Raw genomic sequence first — 21,297 nt, 5'->3', positions numbered from 1 at the left:
TTCTACTCTACCAAAAACTGTAGGGCGCTTGGTGTTGGTGACTGGTGATAAGGGCGGGACTGGTAAAAGTGTAGTCGCTCGAATTCTGCTTGATATTTATCGCCACAGAAATATCAACTGTATTGCTTACGAATGTGACCAGTCGAATCCTCAGCTTTATCGTCACTACAATAAGGTACAGCCCGGGGTGTCAGCGTTAAAACTTAATCAGCGCGGTGGTGCTGATGCTTTGCAGGATGATTTGAAGCGTCTTTCTCCTAAAGTATCTCTGGTGGATCTGCCTGCTGGGGCTGCTGAGTATTTTGAGTCGGTGGCGAAGGATATTTTTCTGTTTCAGAATGCCCAACGTTTGGGTTATCGCATCACTATGGTGTCGGTTTTGGGACGGGTTAAAGATAGTGTGTTGCAGTTAAAACGGCTGGTAGATTTTTGTGGCGACAAGGTAGATTATGTGTTGGTAAAAAATCTTTACTGGGGTGATGAACACAAGTTTACTCGCTACAACAATTCTAAAGTCAAGCAATCTGTAGAGGCATTGGGGGCGATTGAACTGTTATTGCCTGAGTTATATGACGATATTTTTGACCTCATCGACTCAAAGGATCTGACGTTCAGGGAAGCCCTAGAACATGAGGATTTCAGTTTGAGTAATCAATCGAGAGTTTTTGGCTGGATTGATGCGGTTGAAACAGAGTTTAATCGTGCAGCGGTGCAATTGGGGTTAGAGTAATGGCTGTGAGTAATGGTAAGGGGAATGGTGGAGTATCACATTTAGATAGGTTGCTGTCAGAAAAGCCGCCAGAATTTCAAGCGAAAGTGCTGCGGTTTGCGCTTGATTCTGGGATGAAGCAAGATGACCCAGCATTTAGGTTGGTGCAGTACATTGGGTATTTGGCACAGCTGACAGAAACTGCACCAAATGATTGGAAATTGTTATTTGAAAATTTACAAGATGAGCTAAACCAATGGAGTCAACTGACAGCGGAGCAATTGAAGACTCAAGCCGACCACACAGAGAATATCAAAAATCTAGCGACCAGCTGCAATCAGCTAGGGACAGCCTTGAGCGCATTAAATCTAACGTCGCAGCAACAACTCAAGCAATTGACGAGCTTAACCAAATTCTCCGAGAATTTGAGCAATATATCCCCAAGGCAACCAGAGACATTGAGCCAACCTTTGCAAGAACAATTGAACGAGATTCAGGCGAAGATTTCTCTATTGAACCAAAAAGACGTGGAATCAGTCGCTAGAGGTTGGGGTAGAGCTATTATCATCTGGCTTTTGTCTCCGGTCACATTTTTTATTCTGTTTTGGGTTTATTCACATTTGGCCCCAATCCCTACTCCTGTTGAAACTACCGAGTCTCTACAGAAGATTTTGGAGCAGACTGGTTGGACTAATACCAAGCTTCAGCGGGTTGAAAAAAATTTGGGGACAGATCCTAACTCTAGACGGCGGTAAAAAATTGGTGTTCAAAGCTAATTTGAAAACAACTGTGTCTGCATTCCACGTATTAGCCCAAAGGTGTAATTCTGGATGAATTATGAACCTTAACAATAAGCTAACTAAATATTTTCTTCATCAATTGTGTAATTTAGAACAAAAACCATGTGGTAATAATAAAATATGATACCGCGCTTAAGAGGTAGTAGATGGAGCCATTAACTGCTGGTGCGATCGCTATTGGTACTATAGTTGCCACTAAAGTTTTAGAAAAAACAACCGAAAAGGGAACAGAAGTTTTATTAGATAAAGCTGGTAAGTTCTTAGTTACCCTGAAAAAACACTCTCCCAATACTGTAGCTGCGATTGAGAAAGCACCATCTCAACCACTCGATTACGGCAAAGCTGTACTGGAAGTAGAATCTGTGGCTAAGGCTAATCCTGAAGTGGCTCAAGCTGCACAGGAATTGGCAACAGCAGCAGAAACTAATCCACCAGCAAACTTGGCTGAAATTCTGAGTGAGATAAAAGCATCTATAGAAAAATCACAACAATCATACCCTCCAAGTTTTATCCAAAACATTGAAAAAGCTATTAATGTGGCTCAAACCCAAAACATTGACCAAAGAGGCAGTACTTTCAATATTTGACTAGCTACGCCCAAACGGGAACGGGTAAATTCAAATTCCCTTGCTAAAGTTCGGCATCTTTCTTGGAAACGTTTGTTAGCACTTAGTTTTACTGTCACTTGCGTTTTATTTGGTCTACGCTTTTTTGGACTGCTACAAGCAATGGAATTGAAAGCATTTGACCATCTAATGCAACTTCGGCTCCTGGATGAAGGTGCTGACCCGCGGCTATTAGTTATTGAAATTACAGATAATGACCTTCGTACCCAAATCAAACGGAACGAGCATGGGCAAGGCACTTTAAAAGATACTTCTCTCAATCGCCTTTTGATGAAATTAGAGAAATATCAGCCTCGTTTGATTGGGTTAGATTTATACCGTGACTTTGAAACTTCTGCCAACGAACCGGATTTGGTGGCTCGTTTGAACAATGAACGCTTCTTTTCTGTCTGTAAAGTGCCTGAAACTGATGAAAAAGAGCGAATTGTTGCATCGGGGATTGCCCCACCAAAACAGGTAGTAAAAGGAGAACGTTTTGGTTTTGTTGACTTTATCCCAGATAAGGATCAGGTTGTCCGCCGATTTCTTATGGCTCAAGAGAAATTGTCCGGTGCTGACTGTGCTACAAAACAGTCATTTAGCCTTGCTCTTGCACGGCGCTATTTAGAGTTAGAAGCTACCCAGAATAACCAGTATAAGTACAAAGACCCTTTTGAAACTCAAGGTCAACTACAAATTGGTAATGCTGTTTTTGAATACCTTCAACCATTTACAGGTGGTTATCAAGGTGTTGATTCTGGTGGTTATCAAGTATTGTTAAACTATCGTGCCACGGGTGCTGAACCTGAAGTGATCGCAAAACACGTATCACTAGAAGACGTTTTCAATGATCGTCTTTCTGAGCAGGATGTTCGGGACAAAATTGTTCTAATTGGAATCACAGCTAAAGTAGCCATTAGTGATGATTGGTCTACCCCTTACGGCACGATGTCAGGTGTGTTTGTCCAAGCTCATATGGTGAGCCAAATTTTGAGTTTTGTAAAGGGGGAGCGAGGTTTATTAAAAGTATGGTTGCCAGGAATTGAATTTTTGTGGATTGCTTGCTGGTCTTTAGTTGGCGCAGGACTTGCTTACTATCTCCGCGCCTACTGGCTTATGGTAGGTCTTGCTGGAGGAACTACATTTCTTGTTTTATATGTAATTTGCTTGAGCCTTCTGACTTGGGGTAATCTTTGGGTGCCTTTCATTCCGTCAGCGATCGCTTTGTTCTTAATGCAAGGAAGTATTCTTTTTATCGTATACCGTCCAAGCAAAAAATCTTAATGTTCAACTCATGCGTCAGATAAAGTTTATTCCTCGAGTTGCTATCCTTTGTTTGGTTGCAGTAACAATGTCTATTTCATTACCATTATTTGTTACTCACAATGTTATAGGAGCAGAGGAATTAAGCCTGATTGAAAAAGTAAAATACTTTTTTTTAGGAAAGCGTCCTAGCAAAGTTGCCACTGGTCGTCAAAGAGGAGGAGCGCGGCGCGATCGCTGTCCTAATGTGCCTGACTCACTGACTGCCCTGGTTCCCTTCGATGTAGACGGAGTTCCATTTGTTGAACAGACAATCTCTGACAGACCGACGTTTTGGTTTTATATCCCATACCTGCCTGTCTCTCGTCGAAATGCAGAGTTTGTTCTCATTGATGAAAATGAAGATGATGTATATTCAGCAACATTTTCTCTGTCACAAAAAGAAGGTATTGCAAGTTTGCAACTTCCATTAACAGTCCCTCCCCTCAAACAAGGTAAAAAATATCAATGGGTATTTTCCGTAATCTGTAATCCCCTAAATCGGTCAGGTGATGCAACCGTCAATGGTTGGGTTGAGAGAGTCCCTGAAAGTTCAAATTTGAATTCTCGGTTAAAGGTAGCAACTACTAGAGAGCAGGTTTCAATCTATGCAGAAGCGGGGTTATGGTACGAAACTTTAGCAACATTTGCTACTTTATGGAAAAACAATCCACAAGATAAATATTTAACAAAAGACTGGGTAAGCTTACAACAAACTCTTGGAATAACCAGGCTTTATTCAAAAGAATGGACATTATACTTTCTTCCAGAGTCTGCTAAAAACGTTCAACAAAATCATTAAAAATATCGATATATCTGTAGTTTTTATGAGAATATAATTATTTTTATTTAATTATTTTCTATCAGTACATTCCAGGTATTTTGAATATTTCTTTCCAGATCGAAGTTATAAACTGGCTTATGCATATACAAATTAACTTTTAGTTCTCTAATTTTAATATCTAGTTGTCTCTCTTTGTATATTAACTTATAACCTCCGTTGATAATTTCATCACAAAAGTATTTTGGCAATATAGTTTCGCTGCTGTCCAGATTTACAGTACGTCTTCCCTGTGTAGGTGTATATATGGAAAGCATAAATGCTCCTATTGGCTTATTATTTAAGTATTCATATGTGACTAAATTTCCCGAATAACAACTATATTCCCCAATTTCAATATTAGTATTACCAAAAACAGATAACAAATTTTTTAGAAGCTCGATATGCGACATATCACTTTCTGGAGATGTCAGTAAATCACTAGCTTTAGTACTGAATTTTTCAACAAATATTTTTTTATTAGTTGTCGTGTAATTAAGCTCTTTTGTAACCAATTTGTCAAAATAAACATTGCCTAAAACCGCTTTACTGTTTATAAAAAAAGCAGTAAGTGTTGCAATACTATTTACAGTAATACAAATTATTTTATTTTTTAAAATGCACATAAATTTATTGTTGTATGTCATATAGCTTCAAAATTTATTGTCTTTGTTTTAGGATTGTTAGATATATATAAGCTAAAACTATCAAACATTAATTGGTAAAAAATATTAGATTCTATAATGATTCAGCAGCAATTTATTAATACCTGAATGTTAAATATATATTTCATATTTAAATTATTTTTAGTCATTTTTTATGAGAGAATTCCAATTGTTTTGGACATTTAATTCAAGCAAAGGAGTTTGCACTGGCTTCTGCATATCTAAATTTACTCTCAGCTCTCCAATTTGGTTATCTATTCTTCTGTCTAAAGACATTATTTTATATACACTATTACTAGATTTATTACATATGAAGTTTAAAGAAACCATAGTTTCACTGCTTTTGTTACTTTCCAAGTTTAAAGTTCTCATACCATGCTTCGGGGTATATATAGAAAATGTCAATTTATTAACTGGTGGAGGTGGATAGTTATAGTAAATCGTTGTAGAAAGTAATCCTAATGACAATTCTACATAACAACTATACTCACCAATTTCAATATGATGATTAGTATTATCCGAAATCCTTTTGAGTAATTCTAATCTATCTTGAATTAAGAATTTATTATCTGTAAATATAAGTAAATCTCCTGCTTTGGTGCTGAATTGCTCATTAGATAGTTCTTTATTAGTTGTTTTGTAATTATATTCGTTAGCTAAAACTTGACCAAAATAATCATTAGCAAAAGCTGAATTACTACTCGCAAAAAAAACGGTAATTATTATGGCAATGTCTACAGTGTAAACAATTTTTTTGGTTATATATTCATACATAAATTTATTTTTGTATACCATTGATAGATATTCTGAGTGTTTGAAATGTTTATTTATGAAGAAAAAATTATTTTAATTTAGTCATTTTTTATGAGAGGATTCCAATCATTTTGGATATTTAATTCAAGCAAAGGATTTTGTATAGGCTTCTGCATATCCAAATTTACTTTCAGTTCTCTAATTTTGTTATCTACTCTTCTCTCTAGAGAGATTGTTTTATATACAATATTAATAATTTTATTGCTGCATATAGATTTTAAAGATATAGTTTCGCTGTTTTTGCTGCTTTCCAAATTTACAGTTCTCGTTCCATGCGTCGGACTGTATATAGAAAATGTCAATTTATTAACAATTTGTGGATAGTTATCGTAAATCATTATGGAATTTGATAGGAATGACAATTCTACATAACAACTAGATTCACCAATTTCAATATTACGATTACTATTATCCAAATTACTCTTGAACAATTCTAATTTATCTTTCATTGATAATTCATCATCTGGAGATATAAGTAAATCTTCAGATTTAGTACTGAATGGCTCAGTAGATACTTCTTTATTAGTTGTTTTATAATTATATTTTTTATCCACAACTTGACCATAATAATCATTAGCAAAAGCTGAATTATTACTTGTAAAAAAGGCAGAGATTATTATTGTAACATCTACTATAAAAGGAATTATTTTTATTGCAAATTTACACATAATAGATGTTTTATCTTTATATACTATTAAACATTCAAAATCTTGGTTTTATCTATCCTGTAATGGAATCCAATAATAAATAAAACTCTCTTCTATTTTTGTAAATCTTGTCATAAATGGGTTTTAAGGTTTTAAGATTTCCTATAAACCTTCTATTTTAATGCCATGCTATGAAAGCAACGCAAAAACCTAAATCTTTTAAGAATTTTATTTCCACTCGCCTTGAAGTGTGAAAGCTGCCCAATAGTAAGGATTTTGCCAACGCGGTTGTTTTAAGATAGCCAGTTGAGCTTCACGTAATGCTTTGGCTGGTGAAAGCCCTTCTTTGAGAATTCCTTGATAAAATCGACTCATTAAAGCTGCTGTTGCCTGATCATCTACACTCCATAAACTGACGACTACTCGTTTTGCTCCCGCATACATCAAACCACCAGTTAAACCAATTAATCCCTCTCCCTTAATCTGCTTACCTAAGCCAGTACGACAGCCACTCAACACTRCTAATTCAGCTGATAACTGTAGGTTAAAAACATCAGGTGTAGATAGCAAACTTCTCTGAAGCTCACCCTGCTCATTGATGACTGAGAGAAGCATACCAGATCGCTCTGGTTTCTCAGCATCTAAAATACCATGAGTTGCAAAGTGAATGATGCGGTACTGGCTCATCTCTGGCTCAAGTACGGCTTGCCGACTAGCTGAAAAACCAAATTTTTGAATTTGGTTGACCGGGTTTACAAGAGACGCTATCTGGTCAGCTTCGTTTCGGGTGCTAGGCAACCTGGGGAAAAGTTGTTCTGTAACAAAAGAACTTGAAGGTTGATTATCTCCAACCACTGAACGTTGTTTGGTTTGCAAACTAACTTTAGTTGACTTACCTCGGAATCGCTCATCTTCTTGACCAAAAACTGGATCTGCCAAAACAGCAAGTGTTTTGGTGGGTGATGGAATATTTTTGTTGTTTCTGAGTACAGCAAAAGTTGAGGCTGAGGGAAGCGTTACTATTTCATGATTGACTAATAGTGGTTGAGAAAAGCCTGAGTTGAAATCTGGGAGAGCGCCAAAAGGTATATATTGCAGGACTCCATCTGCCACAATCAGCAACCGTTTGTTACCCAACTGACTAGCAACCTGTCCCAAAAGCATTTGACTTAGCTCGTTACCCGCTTTTGCCGCTTTATTAGTTCTAATCCTCAAGCTGGGTATAGTCATGAAGTCATAAAACTTCCGAGCCGCTGCTTCAATTTCTGCACGTTTAGGAAGTTCATAACTAGAAAATCCAGTTTTGCTTATTACCCACAAGTAGCTACGTTCTTCACCAAGTGCATACTCCAGTAGAATGCTGTCATCATCCAGCACTTGTTGTTGGATGGTGGACAAAAGAGGCACAGTCGCTAAGTTTATGTATTGGGTTTTAGAGGAATTAGAATTTTTCGGGTTAGAAACATAGCGATCGCGCCGATTGAAAATTGCTAACAAGCTTCGATTTTTAGATTGCTCATTAGCTTGAAATGCTTGTACTACGTATCCATATGGAGGAAATTTTTTATCTAAGCGCATGAGTAAATCGATATAAAAACTGTAGTAATTCTGTTTAGCAGAAAAGTAAGAAGCAAGGTTAATATAGTGTTTGAATGTGTGCTGTTCAGTCCTAGCGTTTGGAGAGTAGTCAATTTCACTAGGACGAGGTTGACTCTCGATCAGCTGGATTGCGCTTTCAATTTGAGCTTTTGCTGCATAAAGATGGTTGCGATCGCGTTCAACTCTTGCAATACCTAATTGACTATTAGCTTCTGCTAAACTATCACCTAGTTCGTGCCAGATTTTCAATGCTTGATTGTAACTATCTATTGCTTTTTTGTATTGATTAAAATTGTAATAAATGCTACCAGTACCATCCAAGATAGAAGCTTGAACTTCTTTTTCACCTGTTAATTTAGACAGTTTTAAAGCTTGTTGGTAAATGCTTAATGCTTCTTGTTTTTTATCTAAATCAGCAAATATATTACCAGTTTCATTTAGAAGCATGGATTTTATATGGTCACCAAAAAAAGTTAAGAAATCTTTTACTTGATTAATATCATCAATTTGTTCCTTCGACTCTGGTTCAATTTCAGATATTTTGAGATACTGCAAGTTTTGTAATGCTTTATTATAAATTTCTAATGCTTTTTGTTTATTGCCAACCAAATTGTAATTTTTGCCTATTTGTAGTGAAATTAGGCTTAGTAATTCTTTGGAGAAAATATTTAATATTTGATTAAAGTTTATTACTTCTGTTACGGCTAATTTTTCTAAATCAACTTGTTCAGTAATTTTTAAAAATTGAGACCAGATTTCTTGTTGAGCAACTAATAATTGTTTTTCATCTTGATTTAAAATAAATGGAATCATATTGCTAAATAAAATGATGAAATCTTTGTGTAGAGCATTACTATTTTCTAAATAAGAGTCACCCTCTTCTGAATCAGAAAATTCTTGAGAATTAATTAAAAATGTTTGTATTTGACGAGTATATTCTTGTCCTTTATTAACATAATTATTCCCTATCTCATCTTCTCCTAAATCTATGTATATATAACTATGTAAAAAAAATGTAAGGGCTTTTAAAATAATTAAATTTATATCATCTTTAATTTTAATATTATTATTTTCTATTAAGGATAATCCTTGATTGTTTAAACTTAATGCTTGTTGATACTCTCCAATTATGCGATACGTATTACTTAGGCTTAGAAGTATATTACTTTCAAGTAATGTTTTTTCTATTGGGGTTATTTTTGGTGTTTGTATTGGTTGCTCACAATAATTGATACTTTCTCTACTTTGGGTGAAAGTATTACAATTTTTAGAATTTTGATTGATATTATTTAGTCTTTCAGAGCTTATTCCATCATGACGAACTAATTCTAGTGCTTGATTATAAAAAACTATGGATTTTGAGTATTCACCTAATTTATTATATGTATTACCGATATTATAAAGCGCATTTATCTCCAGCTTTTTATCATTTTTGAATCTGGAAATTTTAATTATTTCTTGATTTGTTGCTATTGTTTGCTCTGGATCTAAACCAGCCTGTGGTTGTKCTTGCTGCGATAATCCCTGTAGAGACTCATCCGTTTTCACGAAAATATTTTTTTCTTCAATATTAAGTTTAATAACTACTTCTTCAGGTTTTTTACCGGAAACTATAGAAACTGTAATTTCATTAAAATCTCTGGCTCTTCTTATTCTTGCCAATTCTTTTCTAACACTATTTATGTTAAATACATCTCCAGGCTTAAATCTAAAATCGTGAATAATCAAAAGTTTAGGAGTCTTACCACTAATTGGTTTACCATTTTGAATATTAAAACTTTTACCATTAATTATTTTTACGAATTGAGCTTGAATATCTTCAATAACTCCTTCAGCTACTTCTAGAGTAACTGTTCCATCATCAGTAACTTTTGGTGTACCTACAAAATCAGCTAAGACATAACCGTTATCCAAATACCACTTTTCAATTTTTTTTATGCCTTCTTTTAAACTTATTAAGTTTAAAATGCTACCATATTGGTTTTGAAAGGCTTCCTTGATAATTTTTTGAGGTATGATTTGGCTATTGATTTTAACTTCTCTAAGAATTGGATTTAGCTTAACCTCAAATGTTACCCTAACTCCTCGTGCTGTGTCTTCTGGTAATGCTTTGACATTGGAGAAATAACCGATTGCGAAAATAGCATTAATATCCTGTTGAAGTAAAGAGTGTGTGCTTATTTTGCCGGGTTTAGTCTGAATAGTTTCATAAATTTTATGCTGTAATTCGCCCTCTACCCCAGTAACTAGAACTTCAGCGATTAACACTTTTGGTTCTGGTTTATTCTTTGATTCAACGTCCTGTGAAGAGATAGGTGGTTGTTTAAGAGATTTAATGCTATTTTGCTGTACTGGAAAGTTTAAGTTTTTTAGATTAGCTTGCGTCAATACTAAATTTGCTGACCAAGTTGATAAACTACTATCTTGCTGTTGGGCGAGTGCAACTTTGCTAGATAAGCATAAGGCAATGCTAAAAAGTACTATACGGTGAGAAGCAGAATATACAAGTAAGTACTTGAGGATAGAAAATTGTCTAGCCATGTAATATCGTGTCCGGTAAACAACTTATCATAAAGACCGCAGGGTGCAGGGGAGAAAGAGTTTTGTCTTTCTGCACAGATTTGTGGAATCATAACTGATTAACCGGACATGATATAACTTATTGATTGAAATACTATGCGGTAGTAATAAGTATTAAATTATAGCGTTTTGCATCTGTATAGCCCCCAGCTAATACCGCGCAACAGCGATACGCAGCATTGGCTCTCAAAAGGTTTTAAGAGTCTGGCTTTCATGGCCAAAGTAAGAAATGGCTTTACGAGTATTGCTTAATTGGCATAGTTTAAGTTAAGCCGTATATATTAGACAAACCCTAATCCTCACTTCATCAAGAAACTAACTCTAGTCTCATCCCCTCATTCCCTGGCACAAAGCATTCCCAGATTCTTAAGCTGGCTGAAACATTTTCTAGTAAGACGATCGCCTTAAGCAAGCCCTGTTCATAAATAAACCTAGTTACAATCCCCTCTAAACCATGCCGCTTGCTGCCAGGACAATAAACCCGCACCCTTGCACCTTTCGTAATTTCTGGTGTAGCTGCATTCTCTTCGACCTGTTGAGGCTTGGTTAATACTGTGTCAACAGCTTCAACTTGTGGCAGGTCAATAGAATCATCCAGTGGCGGAATTTCAGTTTGATCAATTACATTATTTTCTCCGTAGTCTACGTGCATCACGCTATTGTCAGTACTGACAGTCAGTAATTGGCAGTGGCTATCACTGACATGAATTTCATCGCTTTCAAGTGCATTAGAGATGTATTTTTCTTCATTGTCAGTGTTGTCAGTGGTTGTCAAGGGTTTTTCCAAGTCTTCAAGTTTTCTAGCAACAAATCGCACAGAGCGCCCTTTACGTACAATTTCCCCATAACCCATTTGTTGCATTTTGAGAAATAAATCATGAGTGTAGGCACTGGCTTCTCTGCCTGCTGCCTTGGCCCGTGACTTGATACTATCTAGTGGTCGATAGATGTCACGCACAGAAACGCCGTCTGATGTTTGGGAGGCGCGATCGTAAATTTGCAACAGAATTGAGCTAATCTCATCACTATTGCTCACTTTCTCTTGCAAAACATGAAAAGCACTCCTGTAGTATTGAGCAAGCTTGACAGCGCGTTCAAGGGTATCTTTTTGCAGTGTTGTAATATCCCGGCTATTGGGTGAGTAAAAACACTCAAGCAAATGTATAATCAGCGCAATTCTCAAAACCTGGGTTGGTAGCTTGGACATCCAATTACGGATAGCTGCGTGTGTCGTTTGTTCTATTTGGTCGCCAATTATCTCGACTAGCTTTTTGTAATATGCTTTCGCCTGGGGGCTAATTTTGATGTTGAGTTCTGGTAATTCCTCCATCCACTTGTAAAGTAAGGGCAAGCGCTCGCTAAGTTGACAAAAGCCTTCTACATAGCGCTGTTTCCTTCGTTGGGGAACTGCAAACAACATTCTCGCTTGCAGCCCGTTACTGTCGTCAGCATCCTTAAAGGTTTTGCGAAACACAGCTGGTTGAATGCCACCCGTCAAAGAAACGGCTGTACGTTCGGCGAAATAACTGTCAGTTATAGATGTACGGTCAACACAAAGGGCGGCTGCATCCCAAAGTTTTAATAAAATCTGCAAGCTTTCATCCTCACCCCTGGAGAATTGCCCCAAGGAATTAAACAGCCCCGCAATTTCATCTCTGGCCCACAACGACCCATAGCCAGCATTTTCAGCAGAGCGCTTTAACACGGCTTGAATGGTTGCGACTTCAAACAGATACTTCCTTAAAGCGGGTGGTTCTGGCTCCAAGCCTTCACAGCCGCTTCTCTCCCACTCTTTGAGCGCCCGTTTGTATTCAGAATCCGCATCCTTGTAGCGCTGCACTGCGTCGGCTTGCATTTTTCGCAATGGGGCTACAACCAAGCTGTCAGCGCGGGTTTTTCCGCCACCGGACTCTAAGACTGTAACAGTCCAAAGTACTGAGGGGATTTTATGAGATTGCATATCTAGATTGATTGTTGTGCCTGCAAGCGAGGCTACAGCGCTTAATAACGGCTGCCATATAACAACAGGGTCAACATTCAAAACATCCGCATCATGGATTAAATCACGGGCTAGAGGCGCGGGTAAGATAGCGCCCCAGTCGATTTTTGTATTTCGCCACTCGATGAGCGACTTGAGCCGCATTTCATCTTCGGGTAAAACCTCATAGAGCTTGACACGCTCTCTAGCAACAATGCGGTCAAAAACCCTTTGGCTAATGACTAATTCAGTACGCAGTAAGTCTAATTTAAAGCTCTCTTCTACGTCATCCGAATTCTGGGCTAAGATGCCACTGACAACACTGACAATAGACTCAGATGTTTGCTTTTCAATCATTTTCATTGTCAGTGGTGGCACTGACAATAAGCTATTGTCAGTACTGACAATCGAATTTTGTACGGTTAACCGTTTTTGGCTATGTATCCCTTTTTGCTTGTTTAACCAAGCGATGTAGCATCCTTGTAACTTGTCGTCATCCAATGATGGGTGTTTGGCGTGTGCCTCGGCGTTTTTCCACCAGCCATCAGCTTCACTACGAACATCCGAACCAAGCGGTGGGGTGCAGTTAGCGCAGAACTGGTCATAAATGGTGCGTGGGTCGCAATCGTAGTCAATGCCCAATTCGTTGAGACGACGGGCAGTAGCGATTAAATTAAGGCTGAGTTTTTTCGCTGCGTCGTTCCGTCCACCGTCGCCTGTGCCATGCTCTACTAAATCTCTGTCATCCCGTCCGAGAAAAATAGACAAGTTTGGGCGATCGCTGACTGTAGTTTGCACACTTTTAAATTGGGGCTTTGGAACTGCCACAGGCTGATTCAGCATCAACTCAATCACCCAGTTTGGACAATTAGCAACCTCAATATCAATAGGCGATCGCACCCAATGATAACTACCAGTTTGTGGGTGTACAGATGGGGGTAGTACGCTTTGTAGCCCATTCCAGCGAAATTCTAGTAACTGTTCTTTACCGTCATCGCCCTTGACCCCAGTTTTGAGCTTAACAGTTTTAACTACTTGCCAGTATTCCTCTGTGACAAAGTAAAGTAACTGTCTGCGCCCAGCTTTGCCAGAACTAAAAATTACTGTATCGGGTAAGTCGCCATCAGCAAGCTTTTGCAGTAGTGCTTCTGCTGCATGACCGTCCGCATCAATGGCTAAAATTCCCCCTGATACTTCACCTGTGCGGATGCCGTAGCCCAAAGCTTTGCCTGATTGCAGTTCTTTAATCAGCGCCTGCCTATTTAGCGCTGTTTCTCGTTGCCAGTCCTCACGATAAGGGCGCTTATTGTCTGTAACAGGGGTCAAGGCCCAGTTACCAGGAATTTGCTGTAAGCCGGAAATTAGACGAGATGCAGTTGTTGTCTGGATTTGTGTAGTATGCACTTGTATTACCTCGAATTTTTCAAGATTCGGGTAACTCCTCAATTGCATCCGCGCCACCAACTAGTTATTATAGTTATGGCAAGCGCGGTCTATCTCCATAGAAAAAGGTTCTAGCCTCTCTATGCTCTAGGAGCTACCGCAATATGACAAATCGAATAATCTTGAAGCCGTTCTTAGTGCCTCCACACTTTGGGCGGCTTCTCGATTTTGCCCCTCTGGGCTACCGTGCCTAAGACGTTTACGCCCTCCAGCGCTCGCATCATGGCTAAAATTTGGATTTGACTTCGTAGCATTTGCAGTGTTGCTTTGACGCGGCTCGCAGCCAATATCTAGTCTTGACTAGTGGGTAAAATTTTCCCTCAACACGCTCTCTACGGTCGTTTGGCTGATTTCCTTCGGTAAAATTACCTCCTTATTTTGTTTGTTGTACGTGATCGCTGACTTCTTCTGGTGGAACCCACTCGATTAACTCGCTAGGCTGAACGCGATAACTGTCACAAATTTTGTTCATCGCGGTTACGTGTGGTACTTGCCAGGGATTGTCATACAAAGCGTAAACTGTGGTTGCAGATAGCCCTGTATCTTTTCTGAACTGATAACGGGTAATACCCCTATCATCAATAAACTGTTTGATCTTATTCCTAACTGGCATCAATAACAAGTAACTGATATTAACAGCTAATTCTGTTGCAGTTTATCAGCATTTAAAAGTACCATTCGGTTGATAGCTAGTTTTGCTTGACATTATCAATCGATTGATATTAGTATATTAGTGTCAAAGTTATCAATACGTCAAATAACTCAGGACAGACGCAAGTAAGACCTAAGCGTAAAACGCACTTGGCGATTTCCTTTCGAGGGTTGCTCCCACTTGCGAGCGCTGTTCTGACAGGATTCAACTATTCACAGCAATATCTGCATTGCGTCCGCTCTATATCTGCGGTCGCGGTAATTGTGCGTGGGAGTATCAGGACAGAGGATTCATGCATATCAATTTACGCAGTTTAGAAGCAATCAACGAACTACCAAACAAAGGAGAAACAATGCTGACATCTAATCATCTTAGGCGTTTACAAGCAATAGATCGCTGGCTCAGAGAAATACGAGATTCAGAGCAATTCAGGCAATTGGAATACTATCCAGACGTAACCCTCGGAGATGCCATACAAGCAGTGGGCGAACTACTACAGTCACACGATGATTGTGATTACAACAGAGCGAATCTTACTGATGACCAGTGGCAAGAGTATCTAGAACAAAAGCCAGTAATGCATATTCGCCGCGTCAAAACTTGGCGTGAAAAGATAAACTCATTCATCTTAGATGCAGCGTCAGAAGTAGCACTTTTGAGCTTGGTAACTACTAGTTTTATGGTTGTTGGTGCTATCTTTTGTCACGGCGTTGACCGCATTGAGCAAGGCAGAGGCGAGCAATATCAACCCACATGGATTTACAACGCGAAGATTTTTGAAGGTAGCGCCATCGCGTCTATCGCCGTCTTCCTGGGTGCAAGTTTGACTGGTGCGTGTGCAACTGGAGACAAGAATGATGATTGATAAACAGCTTGTAGTCTGCGTCACGCTGTTGACCCAGAGCAAGACTTACTGGATTGATGGAACACTGTACAGATATTTAACCAGTAGTGACAGTATCAAACACACACAGTATTATTTCCGTCCTTTACCGCGTCAGTCTAAGACTGCTGACTTAAAGCTCAATCGTGACAAAGTGCTGAGGCGCTGCTACGAAATTCCAAGCTTATATAAACAGCACACAGCAGAGATCACAAACACGAGTGTGCAGTTGAGTTTGTTCTAACCTTTGGTAACATCTACTACCGCGCAAAGCATCATCAGCCAAAGGCACAAGCGCATCAACTAGTCCAAAAGGGGCGCATTAGCGGGGGTAAAAGGAATTTTGTCAATATATCAAAAACTCTGGTAAGCCCTGTTATTGCGTGATTATAGCCGACGAAAAAACATACTTTGAAATGTCCGAGAGTTATTTTTCAGAGTTATTGATAGGTTTCAGCTAACGGGTCGTACCAAATACCCTTTTTTAGCTAATTACCTATATCAAGTTCTTTGGATTCATCCGGAATACGCATCGATTTTATACACACCTAAGTAATAGTTAGGGGATAATGTGGCAACAAAACAGTATATTGCTAAGTATCATCAGCTAAAACAAGTCTACGAGCGCGAGTTAGGAAAAGAGATCGCTGATGTCACTTGGTATCGAGTGGTAGCTACTTTAAAACAGCATTTTAATTTCAACGTGCTAAGTAGCGACGCGAGCAAGATAGTTGAGACATTCGCTGGATTTAAACGGTGCTACGGCAGTTTTACAGGTCGGGGTGAGGGGTTTAGCGAGCGCTGGGAGGCATTCAAGCACTTCTATTACATGGATAAGCTTTACCACGGAGAAGAGTTTATGAATCTTCTTGCAGACTATTTAAAAATTAATCTTGACGATGTACCGCGTAGCACTCCTTACTACTGGTTTGAACGTGCTGAACTATCTTTCAGCGCCCTAGATATTTACCACTGCAAAGATTTAGCCCTTGTCGCGTTCGTCGCTGCCAAATGGGCAATCAACAAGCGATCGCAACCTCGGAAATCCGCAACCATAGAAGTTTTAGCACTAGCCAAATAGGAGCAATCACCATGTCTGACAAGTTTACTAATAACGTCCGCGCTCGTTTGTACAAACAGGGTTATCAAGGATTTACTAAAGATGATTACACAACAGCAGCGCTTGCTGTAGAGTGCGATGACCTTGATAATCCCACCAAAGAGCAACTGAGCCAAGCCGTTGACTATCTCAAAGCCAAAGCGACAAGCCAGTTATCTTTAGCTGATGAATCCGTTGAACAAAAATTTCTAACCCAAGTAGAGAAAGTACAGGCCGAGACTGAACTTGAAACAGGGACGCTCGCGGTGGCCCCTCAAGATGTAGGAGAGATGATAAATTCTAAAGCTTCACAAATGGGCGTAATCCTCTCAGAGCAACAAATTAATGACATAGCCGATAGCGTTGACACCTCAGCAAACACCTTTGACGAAATTCTAGAACAGGTAGAAACAGCATTACTGGCTTATGCTGACTTCTCAGCAAATCAGGTTGACGCAAAGATTGACCAGACGTTAACCAGGGTACAAGAACGAGTAGTTAATCGTCACGAACAAAGCAGAGATAAGCTATCCCTTGGGTTAACGGGCATCAGTGCGGCTCTGGAGGCTAGCCGTAGTCAAACTAAAAGCCAACTCTCAGGCATCCTCGCAAGGCTTAACGCGGCTCAATAGTGATGACTTGACACTGCTTGAGTGCTTGGTAATTCGTTGGGGAAGAATGAGTTACTTCTCAAGAATTGCTGTTAGTTTAGGTGCGCTGGCTGCTGTAATTTTGCCCTTACATTACTGGGTGTATCTGCCAATAACAGAGCATTTAAGCTATCAGCAATATCTCAAACGAAAGTCAGCTATTGAGCAATATGTAAAGCGAATGGAGTATCACTGCACTCAAATATTTACCCCATCAAAAGAGTATCGCTGTGAAAAATTCAATCAAGCTCAAAAATCAGGTAACTTCCAAATCACGCAACCTGGAACGCCAACTAAAAACTAAATTCAATGCATCTACTAACTTAGTAGTTAGAGCGCTCACAGGTGATAAGTCAGCACTGAAGCTAATAGGACAAATGGGTAATGACGGGGCAAAGATTAGTGAATTCGCCCCACAAGTAAGAGAACAAATGTTAGCTGCAATTAAGGGGACTGAGGACTTAAATGTAGTCCTGGGCGACATCTACAAACAAGCTGGTGTAAGCGGCGAGCATATTGAAAGAGCAGTGCAGTCAGCAATTTTAGCTGACACTCATCTAGCGAATATCCTAGAAGAAATTCAGCTGGATTTCGCTTCATCTCAGGAGAAAGAAGCGCTACGCCATCAACAAGCAACAGAACACATCAAGCTCAAATCATGGGTGGATAAGCACATGATGCAAGTTGATGGTGAATATAAGATGTTGCAGACAGAATTGCAGACAGACATTAGACAACAAACAATTGACCTGCAACATGATAAAGAACTGGGTAAGTATTACTTAGAAATGGGTGATAACGCTCGTGATGATTTCAAGCCGAAAAAGCAATATGCTCTTCGTTCGATTGTACAAAAAATCAAGGATGCCTTGCTAGCTTTTTGATAGTTTCAGCCCGATATTCACTGTAAACAAGTGACTGTCGGGCAAGTACATATCCAGACAGTAATATGACATACGACATTGAAGATGAGCAAGAAGAAGTAGTAAGCGAAATCGCCCCAGATACGCCCTTACCAAAAGACTTAGTATCACATCTGGAATCGCGCAAACAACACCGTAAAGATGTTATCAATACAACTGAAAAATTGACTCGTTTCTTTGTTGGCTGGTCGCTAAATTCTACAGGATTCTTGATAGCTAAATATCTATTAATAACTGGTGGTGGCGTTAACTTGTGGCTGGCAATTACGCTCTCCTTTTCTATATGCAGTGTTGGCTCTCTGGCTGGGCTGACGGGCTTGAGAGTTAATTACAACAGTGACGGACTAGAGGTTGATAATATGCAAAATCTGTTTAAAACTGCTGGTGGCTTAGTGTTTGCAGGTATCACAACTTGGTTAGCAGTCAAAGACTATCAATATTTTGAGAATTTGACTAAAGAAACAGTCACCCAAATTAACCAAGACATCCAAACCATTGAAAAACAGAATCCACAGTCAGACCCTTGGTTAAGTATTGCAGTCGCGTTGGCTTTATTCATTGGTTCTGTAGCAATTATTTTTAAGGGACGGGAATGAAACAGGGTGTTGTCGAGTTAGCGCTGGCGGGTGTGTGTGGTGTAGCCGCAATCATCGGGCTGACAACTTCGCAAACACGCCAGCCTTACGATTTGACACAGATTCAGTTCTGCCCAAAGTCAATAAATGGTGTACAAAGTCAAATAACACTGGATAAGCGTTTTTGCCACAAGCCGCGTTATGTCCTCACTGAAGAATGGCTTCGCTACGGGCTGTATGGCAGTATTATTCCTTATAAGGGTGATGCAATTCAATGGGTGCGTGATTTGCCCACAGATAACCCTAATCAGTTGCTCGGATATGGGATTGCAGTTACTGGGCTATGGGGTATTGTAGGTTGCTTGCTTGTGCGCTCGCAACGGCTCAAGCGCACGGATTATGAATTAGGGGAACTTGAAAAGACTGGCGACTATGCAACTTGGCAGCACAATAAGCACAAACGAGAAGTTAAGCAGCATTCGACCCAGCTTTACACTGAGCGCTTGAAAGATGGGCTGTCAGGACTGGACACAGAAGAACGCAAAGCACTGGGATTAACAGATGAGGAGAACGAACGCGCTAAGGCACGTATTCAGCTAGAGGACTTTATGAAAGCCCGTGCTGTGAATCATTCTGTGATGGATAAGACCATTGCTGAGAACCTTCGAGACAAGGCGAAAGCGGATATTGAACGCGGCAAGATTGAGGGCAAAACCAAGGGCGCGATCGCAAATGACAATCATCCTTTGACTGACCAGCGCCTCATCAGTGACTTAATCGAAGCGCTCAAGAATTATGAGGATGGCTGGCTGTGGAAGGTCATCGACAATCAAAAACCCGTTTGGGTACTAGGGGAAGCTGGAAGCGGTAAATCAACCCTAGCAGCGTCGATTGTCATGCTGAGAGAATATTTATTTGATATGCCCTTGTATCAGCTGATAGACGCACACGCGGGTGAAAATCTTAGAAACGCATGGAGATATCTAAGCCCTCAGTTGATAGCGCAAACAGAAGAACAGATAGGACAGGCTTTTGATGATGCCCGCGAGCGTTGGTTAGACAGAATTAATAATCAACCTGATAAGCAACCGCAACAGTTACTAGTTGATGAATTCACTAACTATTCTGAGTTTGACATCACCAAGGAGCCTGCCAAAAAGTTTGTTAAAGCATCTCTTAGTGACCCTAGAAAAGCTGAAGAAAGGTTAGTTTGTATTGCCCATTTCTTCACTAATACTGCTGTTGGTGGTAGTGATGGAACAGCTAAAGGTAGAGCTAGAGGCACTATTCAAATTGACCGCAAAACTGCTGATGGTAAGATACCTTTAAAAGTTGCAGTAATTAACGGTTTAAATAATTCCGATGGGGATGCAGAATTAGATAAAAAGGTGACAATTCCCCTTTGGTTTACTCCCGAAAGTATTCATAAGCATTTTAACGGGCAGCCAATTGATTTTGATGATTAATCGTTAGAGAAATATTTTTGGCTCGACTCCCCCAAAAAATAGACCAAACTATTAAGATAAAATTCCAAGATTCTGCACCCAATAGAATTTAAGAAAAAGTGGCAGTTAACTTATAGTGAGTTAGCACTTGTTCTAGGTTATGAAAGTGATTATACCGTCCGCTGCTGGGGTATGAATGGCGGACATAAGCGGAATCCTCAAAATGTTTGTTGTCTACGTCGCTTGTCGCCTTCTAGATGAAAAATGGTCAACTCACGGTAAACATGTGAATTCTTACCTTTGACGCTTGTGTGAGCCAGGACAATTAGAAGAAACTGTTTAATCAGCGCTTTTCGGAATTGATTCGGGAGAGAATAACGTGGCCAACTATGTTGAGAATTATTTAACTGTTGAGGGAAGTAATCAATCCGTGAAGGCGTTTTTTGAGCGAGCAAATACTAATCAAAGCTTATTTGATTTCAATGCTTTTGTACCAATGCCGCCAAATATTTTTCAGGGTGATTTAGGAGCAGAAGAAGAACAGATGTATCCTGGTGAACAAAATTGGTATGGATGGTCAATTTCAAACTGGGGTACAAGCAGTAGGGGATACACAGTAGTACATAAACCTCCATTTGTGCAGTTGAGAACCGTATGGAGTGTTCCTTTACCTGTTCTCTTGGCTGCCTCTGAACAATTTCCCGATTTAAAATTTACCAACGAATGGATTGAGTCAACATTAGAAGCGGCGGGAAGGTTTATTTTACAGTCTGGTCAGATTTGGCTAGATGAATCAGAAAATTATGAGATGTGGTCAAATAAACAATCAAAATATATTCACCCCTTGAATTTAAAGTATTGCAAATCGGAGTATATAAAACATTTGAAAGAATTTGCTGTGGAGGAGCCTGGTGATGATTCTCCTTATGTATTTTATTTAAATGCTAGTAATGGTAGAGGTACATTTTGGAGACTGGCTCATATAAGTAAGTTCTTATTAAAGAGTATTGAAAAGCTTTTTTCTTGATTGAAAATTTAATTTAGATAAGAAAGAGACTGACTCTAGTCCTACATCATCTCTAACACCGTTTGCCCAATCACTGCTGTCT

The 21,297-nt window shown here is 39.3% G+C and carries 19 protein-coding genes; 13 read left to right on the top strand and 6 right to left on the bottom strand.

Annotated elements, in window-relative coordinates:
• The 5 genes from FCR06_RS28385 to FCR06_RS28365 all read left to right on the top strand — a co-directional run.
• The coding region (locus FCR06_RS28385; protein ID WP_138505754.1) for a hypothetical protein at nucleotides 1-730 on the top strand (730 nt) is incomplete at its 5' end.
• Nucleotides 731-735: 5 nt separating this feature from the next.
• On the top strand, nucleotides 736-1,464 hold the full coding sequence (locus FCR06_RS28380; RefSeq protein ID WP_223280339.1) for a DUF6753 family protein: 729 nt from the start codon (nucleotides 736-738) through the stop codon (nucleotides 1,462-1,464).
• A gap of 191 nt (nucleotides 1,465-1,655) precedes the next feature.
• On the top strand, nucleotides 1,656-2,096 hold the full coding sequence (locus FCR06_RS28375; protein WP_138505750.1) for a hypothetical protein: 441 nt from the start codon (nucleotides 1,656-1,658) through the stop codon (nucleotides 2,094-2,096).
• A gap of 72 nt (nucleotides 2,097-2,168) precedes the next feature.
• Nucleotides 2,169-3,398: a CHASE2 domain-containing protein gene (locus tag FCR06_RS28370; RefSeq protein WP_189523614.1), complete on the top strand. Its 1,230-nt coding sequence runs from the start codon at nucleotides 2,169-2,171 to the stop codon at nucleotides 3,396-3,398.
• A gap of 67 nt (nucleotides 3,399-3,465) precedes the next feature.
• Nucleotides 3,466-4,218: a DUF928 domain-containing protein gene (locus FCR06_RS28365; protein ID WP_223280338.1), complete on the top strand. Its 753-nt coding sequence runs from the start codon at nucleotides 3,466-3,468 to the stop codon at nucleotides 4,216-4,218.
• Nucleotides 4,219-4,265: 47 nt separating this feature from the next.
• Here FCR06_RS28365 and FCR06_RS28360 read toward each other — a convergent pair whose 3' ends face one another.
• The 6 genes from FCR06_RS28360 to FCR06_RS28335 form a co-directional block, all read right to left on the bottom strand.
• On the bottom strand, nucleotides 4,266-4,862 hold the full coding sequence (locus FCR06_RS28360; protein WP_223280337.1) for a hypothetical protein: 597 nt from the start codon (nucleotides 4,860-4,862) through the stop codon (nucleotides 4,266-4,268).
• 180 nt (nucleotides 4,863-5,042) lie between these two features.
• Nucleotides 5,043-5,696 carry a hypothetical protein gene (locus FCR06_RS28355; RefSeq protein ID WP_138505742.1) on the bottom strand — a complete coding sequence of 218 codons (654 nt, stop codon included), beginning with the start codon at nucleotides 5,694-5,696 and terminating at the stop codon, nucleotides 5,043-5,045.
• Nucleotides 5,697-5,752: 56 nt separating this feature from the next.
• Nucleotides 5,753-6,382, bottom strand: coding sequence for a hypothetical protein (locus FCR06_RS28350; RefSeq protein ID WP_138505740.1), 630 nt, complete (start codon nucleotides 6,380-6,382; stop codon nucleotides 5,753-5,755).
• A gap of 207 nt (nucleotides 6,383-6,589) precedes the next feature.
• Nucleotides 6,590-10,501 (bottom strand): CHAT domain-containing protein, encoded by a 3,912-nt coding sequence (locus FCR06_RS28345; protein ID WP_138505738.1) that lies wholly within the window; start codon nucleotides 10,499-10,501, stop codon nucleotides 6,590-6,592.
• A 346-nt stretch (nucleotides 10,502-10,847) separates the two neighbouring features.
• On the bottom strand, nucleotides 10,848-13,922 hold the full coding sequence (locus FCR06_RS28340) for a DUF3987 domain-containing protein (protein ID WP_189523613.1): 3,075 nt from the start codon (nucleotides 13,920-13,922) through the stop codon (nucleotides 10,848-10,850).
• 412 nt (nucleotides 13,923-14,334) lie between these two features.
• Nucleotides 14,335-14,574 (bottom strand): helix-turn-helix domain-containing protein, encoded by a 240-nt coding sequence (locus tag FCR06_RS28335; RefSeq protein ID WP_138505734.1) that lies wholly within the window; start codon nucleotides 14,572-14,574, stop codon nucleotides 14,335-14,337.
• Between the two features lie 331 nt (nucleotides 14,575-14,905).
• Here FCR06_RS28335 and FCR06_RS28330 point away from each other — a divergent pair, with 331 nt between their 5' ends.
• From FCR06_RS28330 to FCR06_RS28290, 8 genes are all read left to right on the top strand, one after another.
• On the top strand, nucleotides 14,906-15,478 hold the full coding sequence (locus FCR06_RS28330) for a hypothetical protein (RefSeq protein WP_138505732.1): 573 nt from the start codon (nucleotides 14,906-14,908) through the stop codon (nucleotides 15,476-15,478).
• Between the two features lie 589 nt (nucleotides 15,479-16,067).
• On the top strand, nucleotides 16,068-16,577 hold the full coding sequence (locus FCR06_RS28320; RefSeq protein ID WP_138505730.1) for a hypothetical protein: 510 nt from the start codon (nucleotides 16,068-16,070) through the stop codon (nucleotides 16,575-16,577).
• Nucleotides 16,508-17,227, top strand: coding sequence for a hypothetical protein (locus FCR06_RS28315; protein ID WP_189523612.1), 720 nt, complete (start codon nucleotides 16,508-16,510; stop codon nucleotides 17,225-17,227). Before FCR06_RS28320 ends, FCR06_RS28315 begins: the two co-directional genes overlap by 70 nt.
• Nucleotides 17,228-17,273: 46 nt before the next feature.
• A complete protein-coding gene (locus tag FCR06_RS33125; protein WP_189523611.1) occupies nucleotides 17,274-17,549 on the top strand; it encodes a hypothetical protein in 276 nt (91 codons plus the stop codon).
• Complete coding sequence (locus FCR06_RS28310) at nucleotides 17,476-18,129, top strand: hypothetical protein (protein ID WP_138505726.1); 654 nt, start codon at nucleotides 17,476-17,478, stop codon at nucleotides 18,127-18,129. Before FCR06_RS33125 ends, FCR06_RS28310 begins: the two co-directional genes overlap by 74 nt.
• Before the next feature lie 65 nt (nucleotides 18,130-18,194).
• Complete coding sequence (locus tag FCR06_RS28305; RefSeq protein ID WP_138505724.1) at nucleotides 18,195-18,764, top strand: hypothetical protein; 570 nt, start codon at nucleotides 18,195-18,197, stop codon at nucleotides 18,762-18,764.
• Nucleotides 18,761-20,209, top strand: coding sequence for a hypothetical protein (locus FCR06_RS28300; protein WP_138505722.1), 1,449 nt, complete (start codon nucleotides 18,761-18,763; stop codon nucleotides 20,207-20,209). Before FCR06_RS28305 ends, FCR06_RS28300 begins: the two co-directional genes overlap by 4 nt.
• 358 nt (nucleotides 20,210-20,567) lie before the next feature.
• A complete protein-coding gene (locus tag FCR06_RS28290; protein ID WP_138505720.1) occupies nucleotides 20,568-21,215 on the top strand; it encodes a hypothetical protein in 648 nt (215 codons plus the stop codon).
• Nucleotides 21,216-21,297 lie beyond the last annotated feature (82 nt).

It is taken from the genome of Nostoc sp. PA-18-2419, from assembly GCF_005869855.1.
Lineage (GTDB): Bacteria > Cyanobacteriota > Cyanobacteriia > Cyanobacteriales > Nostocaceae > Nostoc.
The sequence above is the reverse complement of the archived record's forward strand: the minus strand, read 5'-3'. Positions and strand labels throughout refer to the sequence as shown.

Coding starts and splice junctions, on each gene's coding strand:
- FCR06_RS28375 (WP_138505750.1), top strand. CDS start 1,656: ATGGAGCCATTAACTGCTGGTGCGATCGCTATTGGTACTATAGTTGCC.
- FCR06_RS28365 (WP_223280338.1), top strand. CDS start 3,466: ATGTCTATTTCATTACCATTATTTGTTACTCACAATGTTATAGGAGCA.
- FCR06_RS28360 (WP_223280337.1), bottom strand. CDS start 4,862: ATGTGCATTTTAAAAAATAAAATAATTTGTATTACTGTAAATAGTATT.
- FCR06_RS28355 (WP_138505742.1), bottom strand. CDS start 5,696: ATGGTATACAAAAATAAATTTATGTATGAATATATAACCAAAAAAATT.
- FCR06_RS28350 (WP_138505740.1), bottom strand. CDS start 6,382: ATGTGTAAATTTGCAATAAAAATAATTCCTTTTATAGTAGATGTTACA.
- FCR06_RS28335 (WP_138505734.1), bottom strand. CDS start 14,574: ATGCCAGTTAGGAATAAGATCAAACAGTTTATTGATGATAGGGGTATT.
- FCR06_RS28330 (WP_138505732.1), top strand. CDS start 14,906: ATGCATATCAATTTACGCAGTTTAGAAGCAATCAACGAACTACCAAAC.
- FCR06_RS28315 (WP_189523612.1), top strand. CDS start 16,508: ATGGGCAATCAACAAGCGATCGCAACCTCGGAAATCCGCAACCATAGA.
- FCR06_RS33125 (WP_189523611.1), top strand. CDS start 17,274: ATGAGTTACTTCTCAAGAATTGCTGTTAGTTTAGGTGCGCTGGCTGCT.
- FCR06_RS28305 (WP_138505724.1), top strand. CDS start 18,195: ATGACATACGACATTGAAGATGAGCAAGAAGAAGTAGTAAGCGAAATC.
- FCR06_RS28300 (WP_138505722.1), top strand. CDS start 18,761: ATGAAACAGGGTGTTGTCGAGTTAGCGCTGGCGGGTGTGTGTGGTGTA.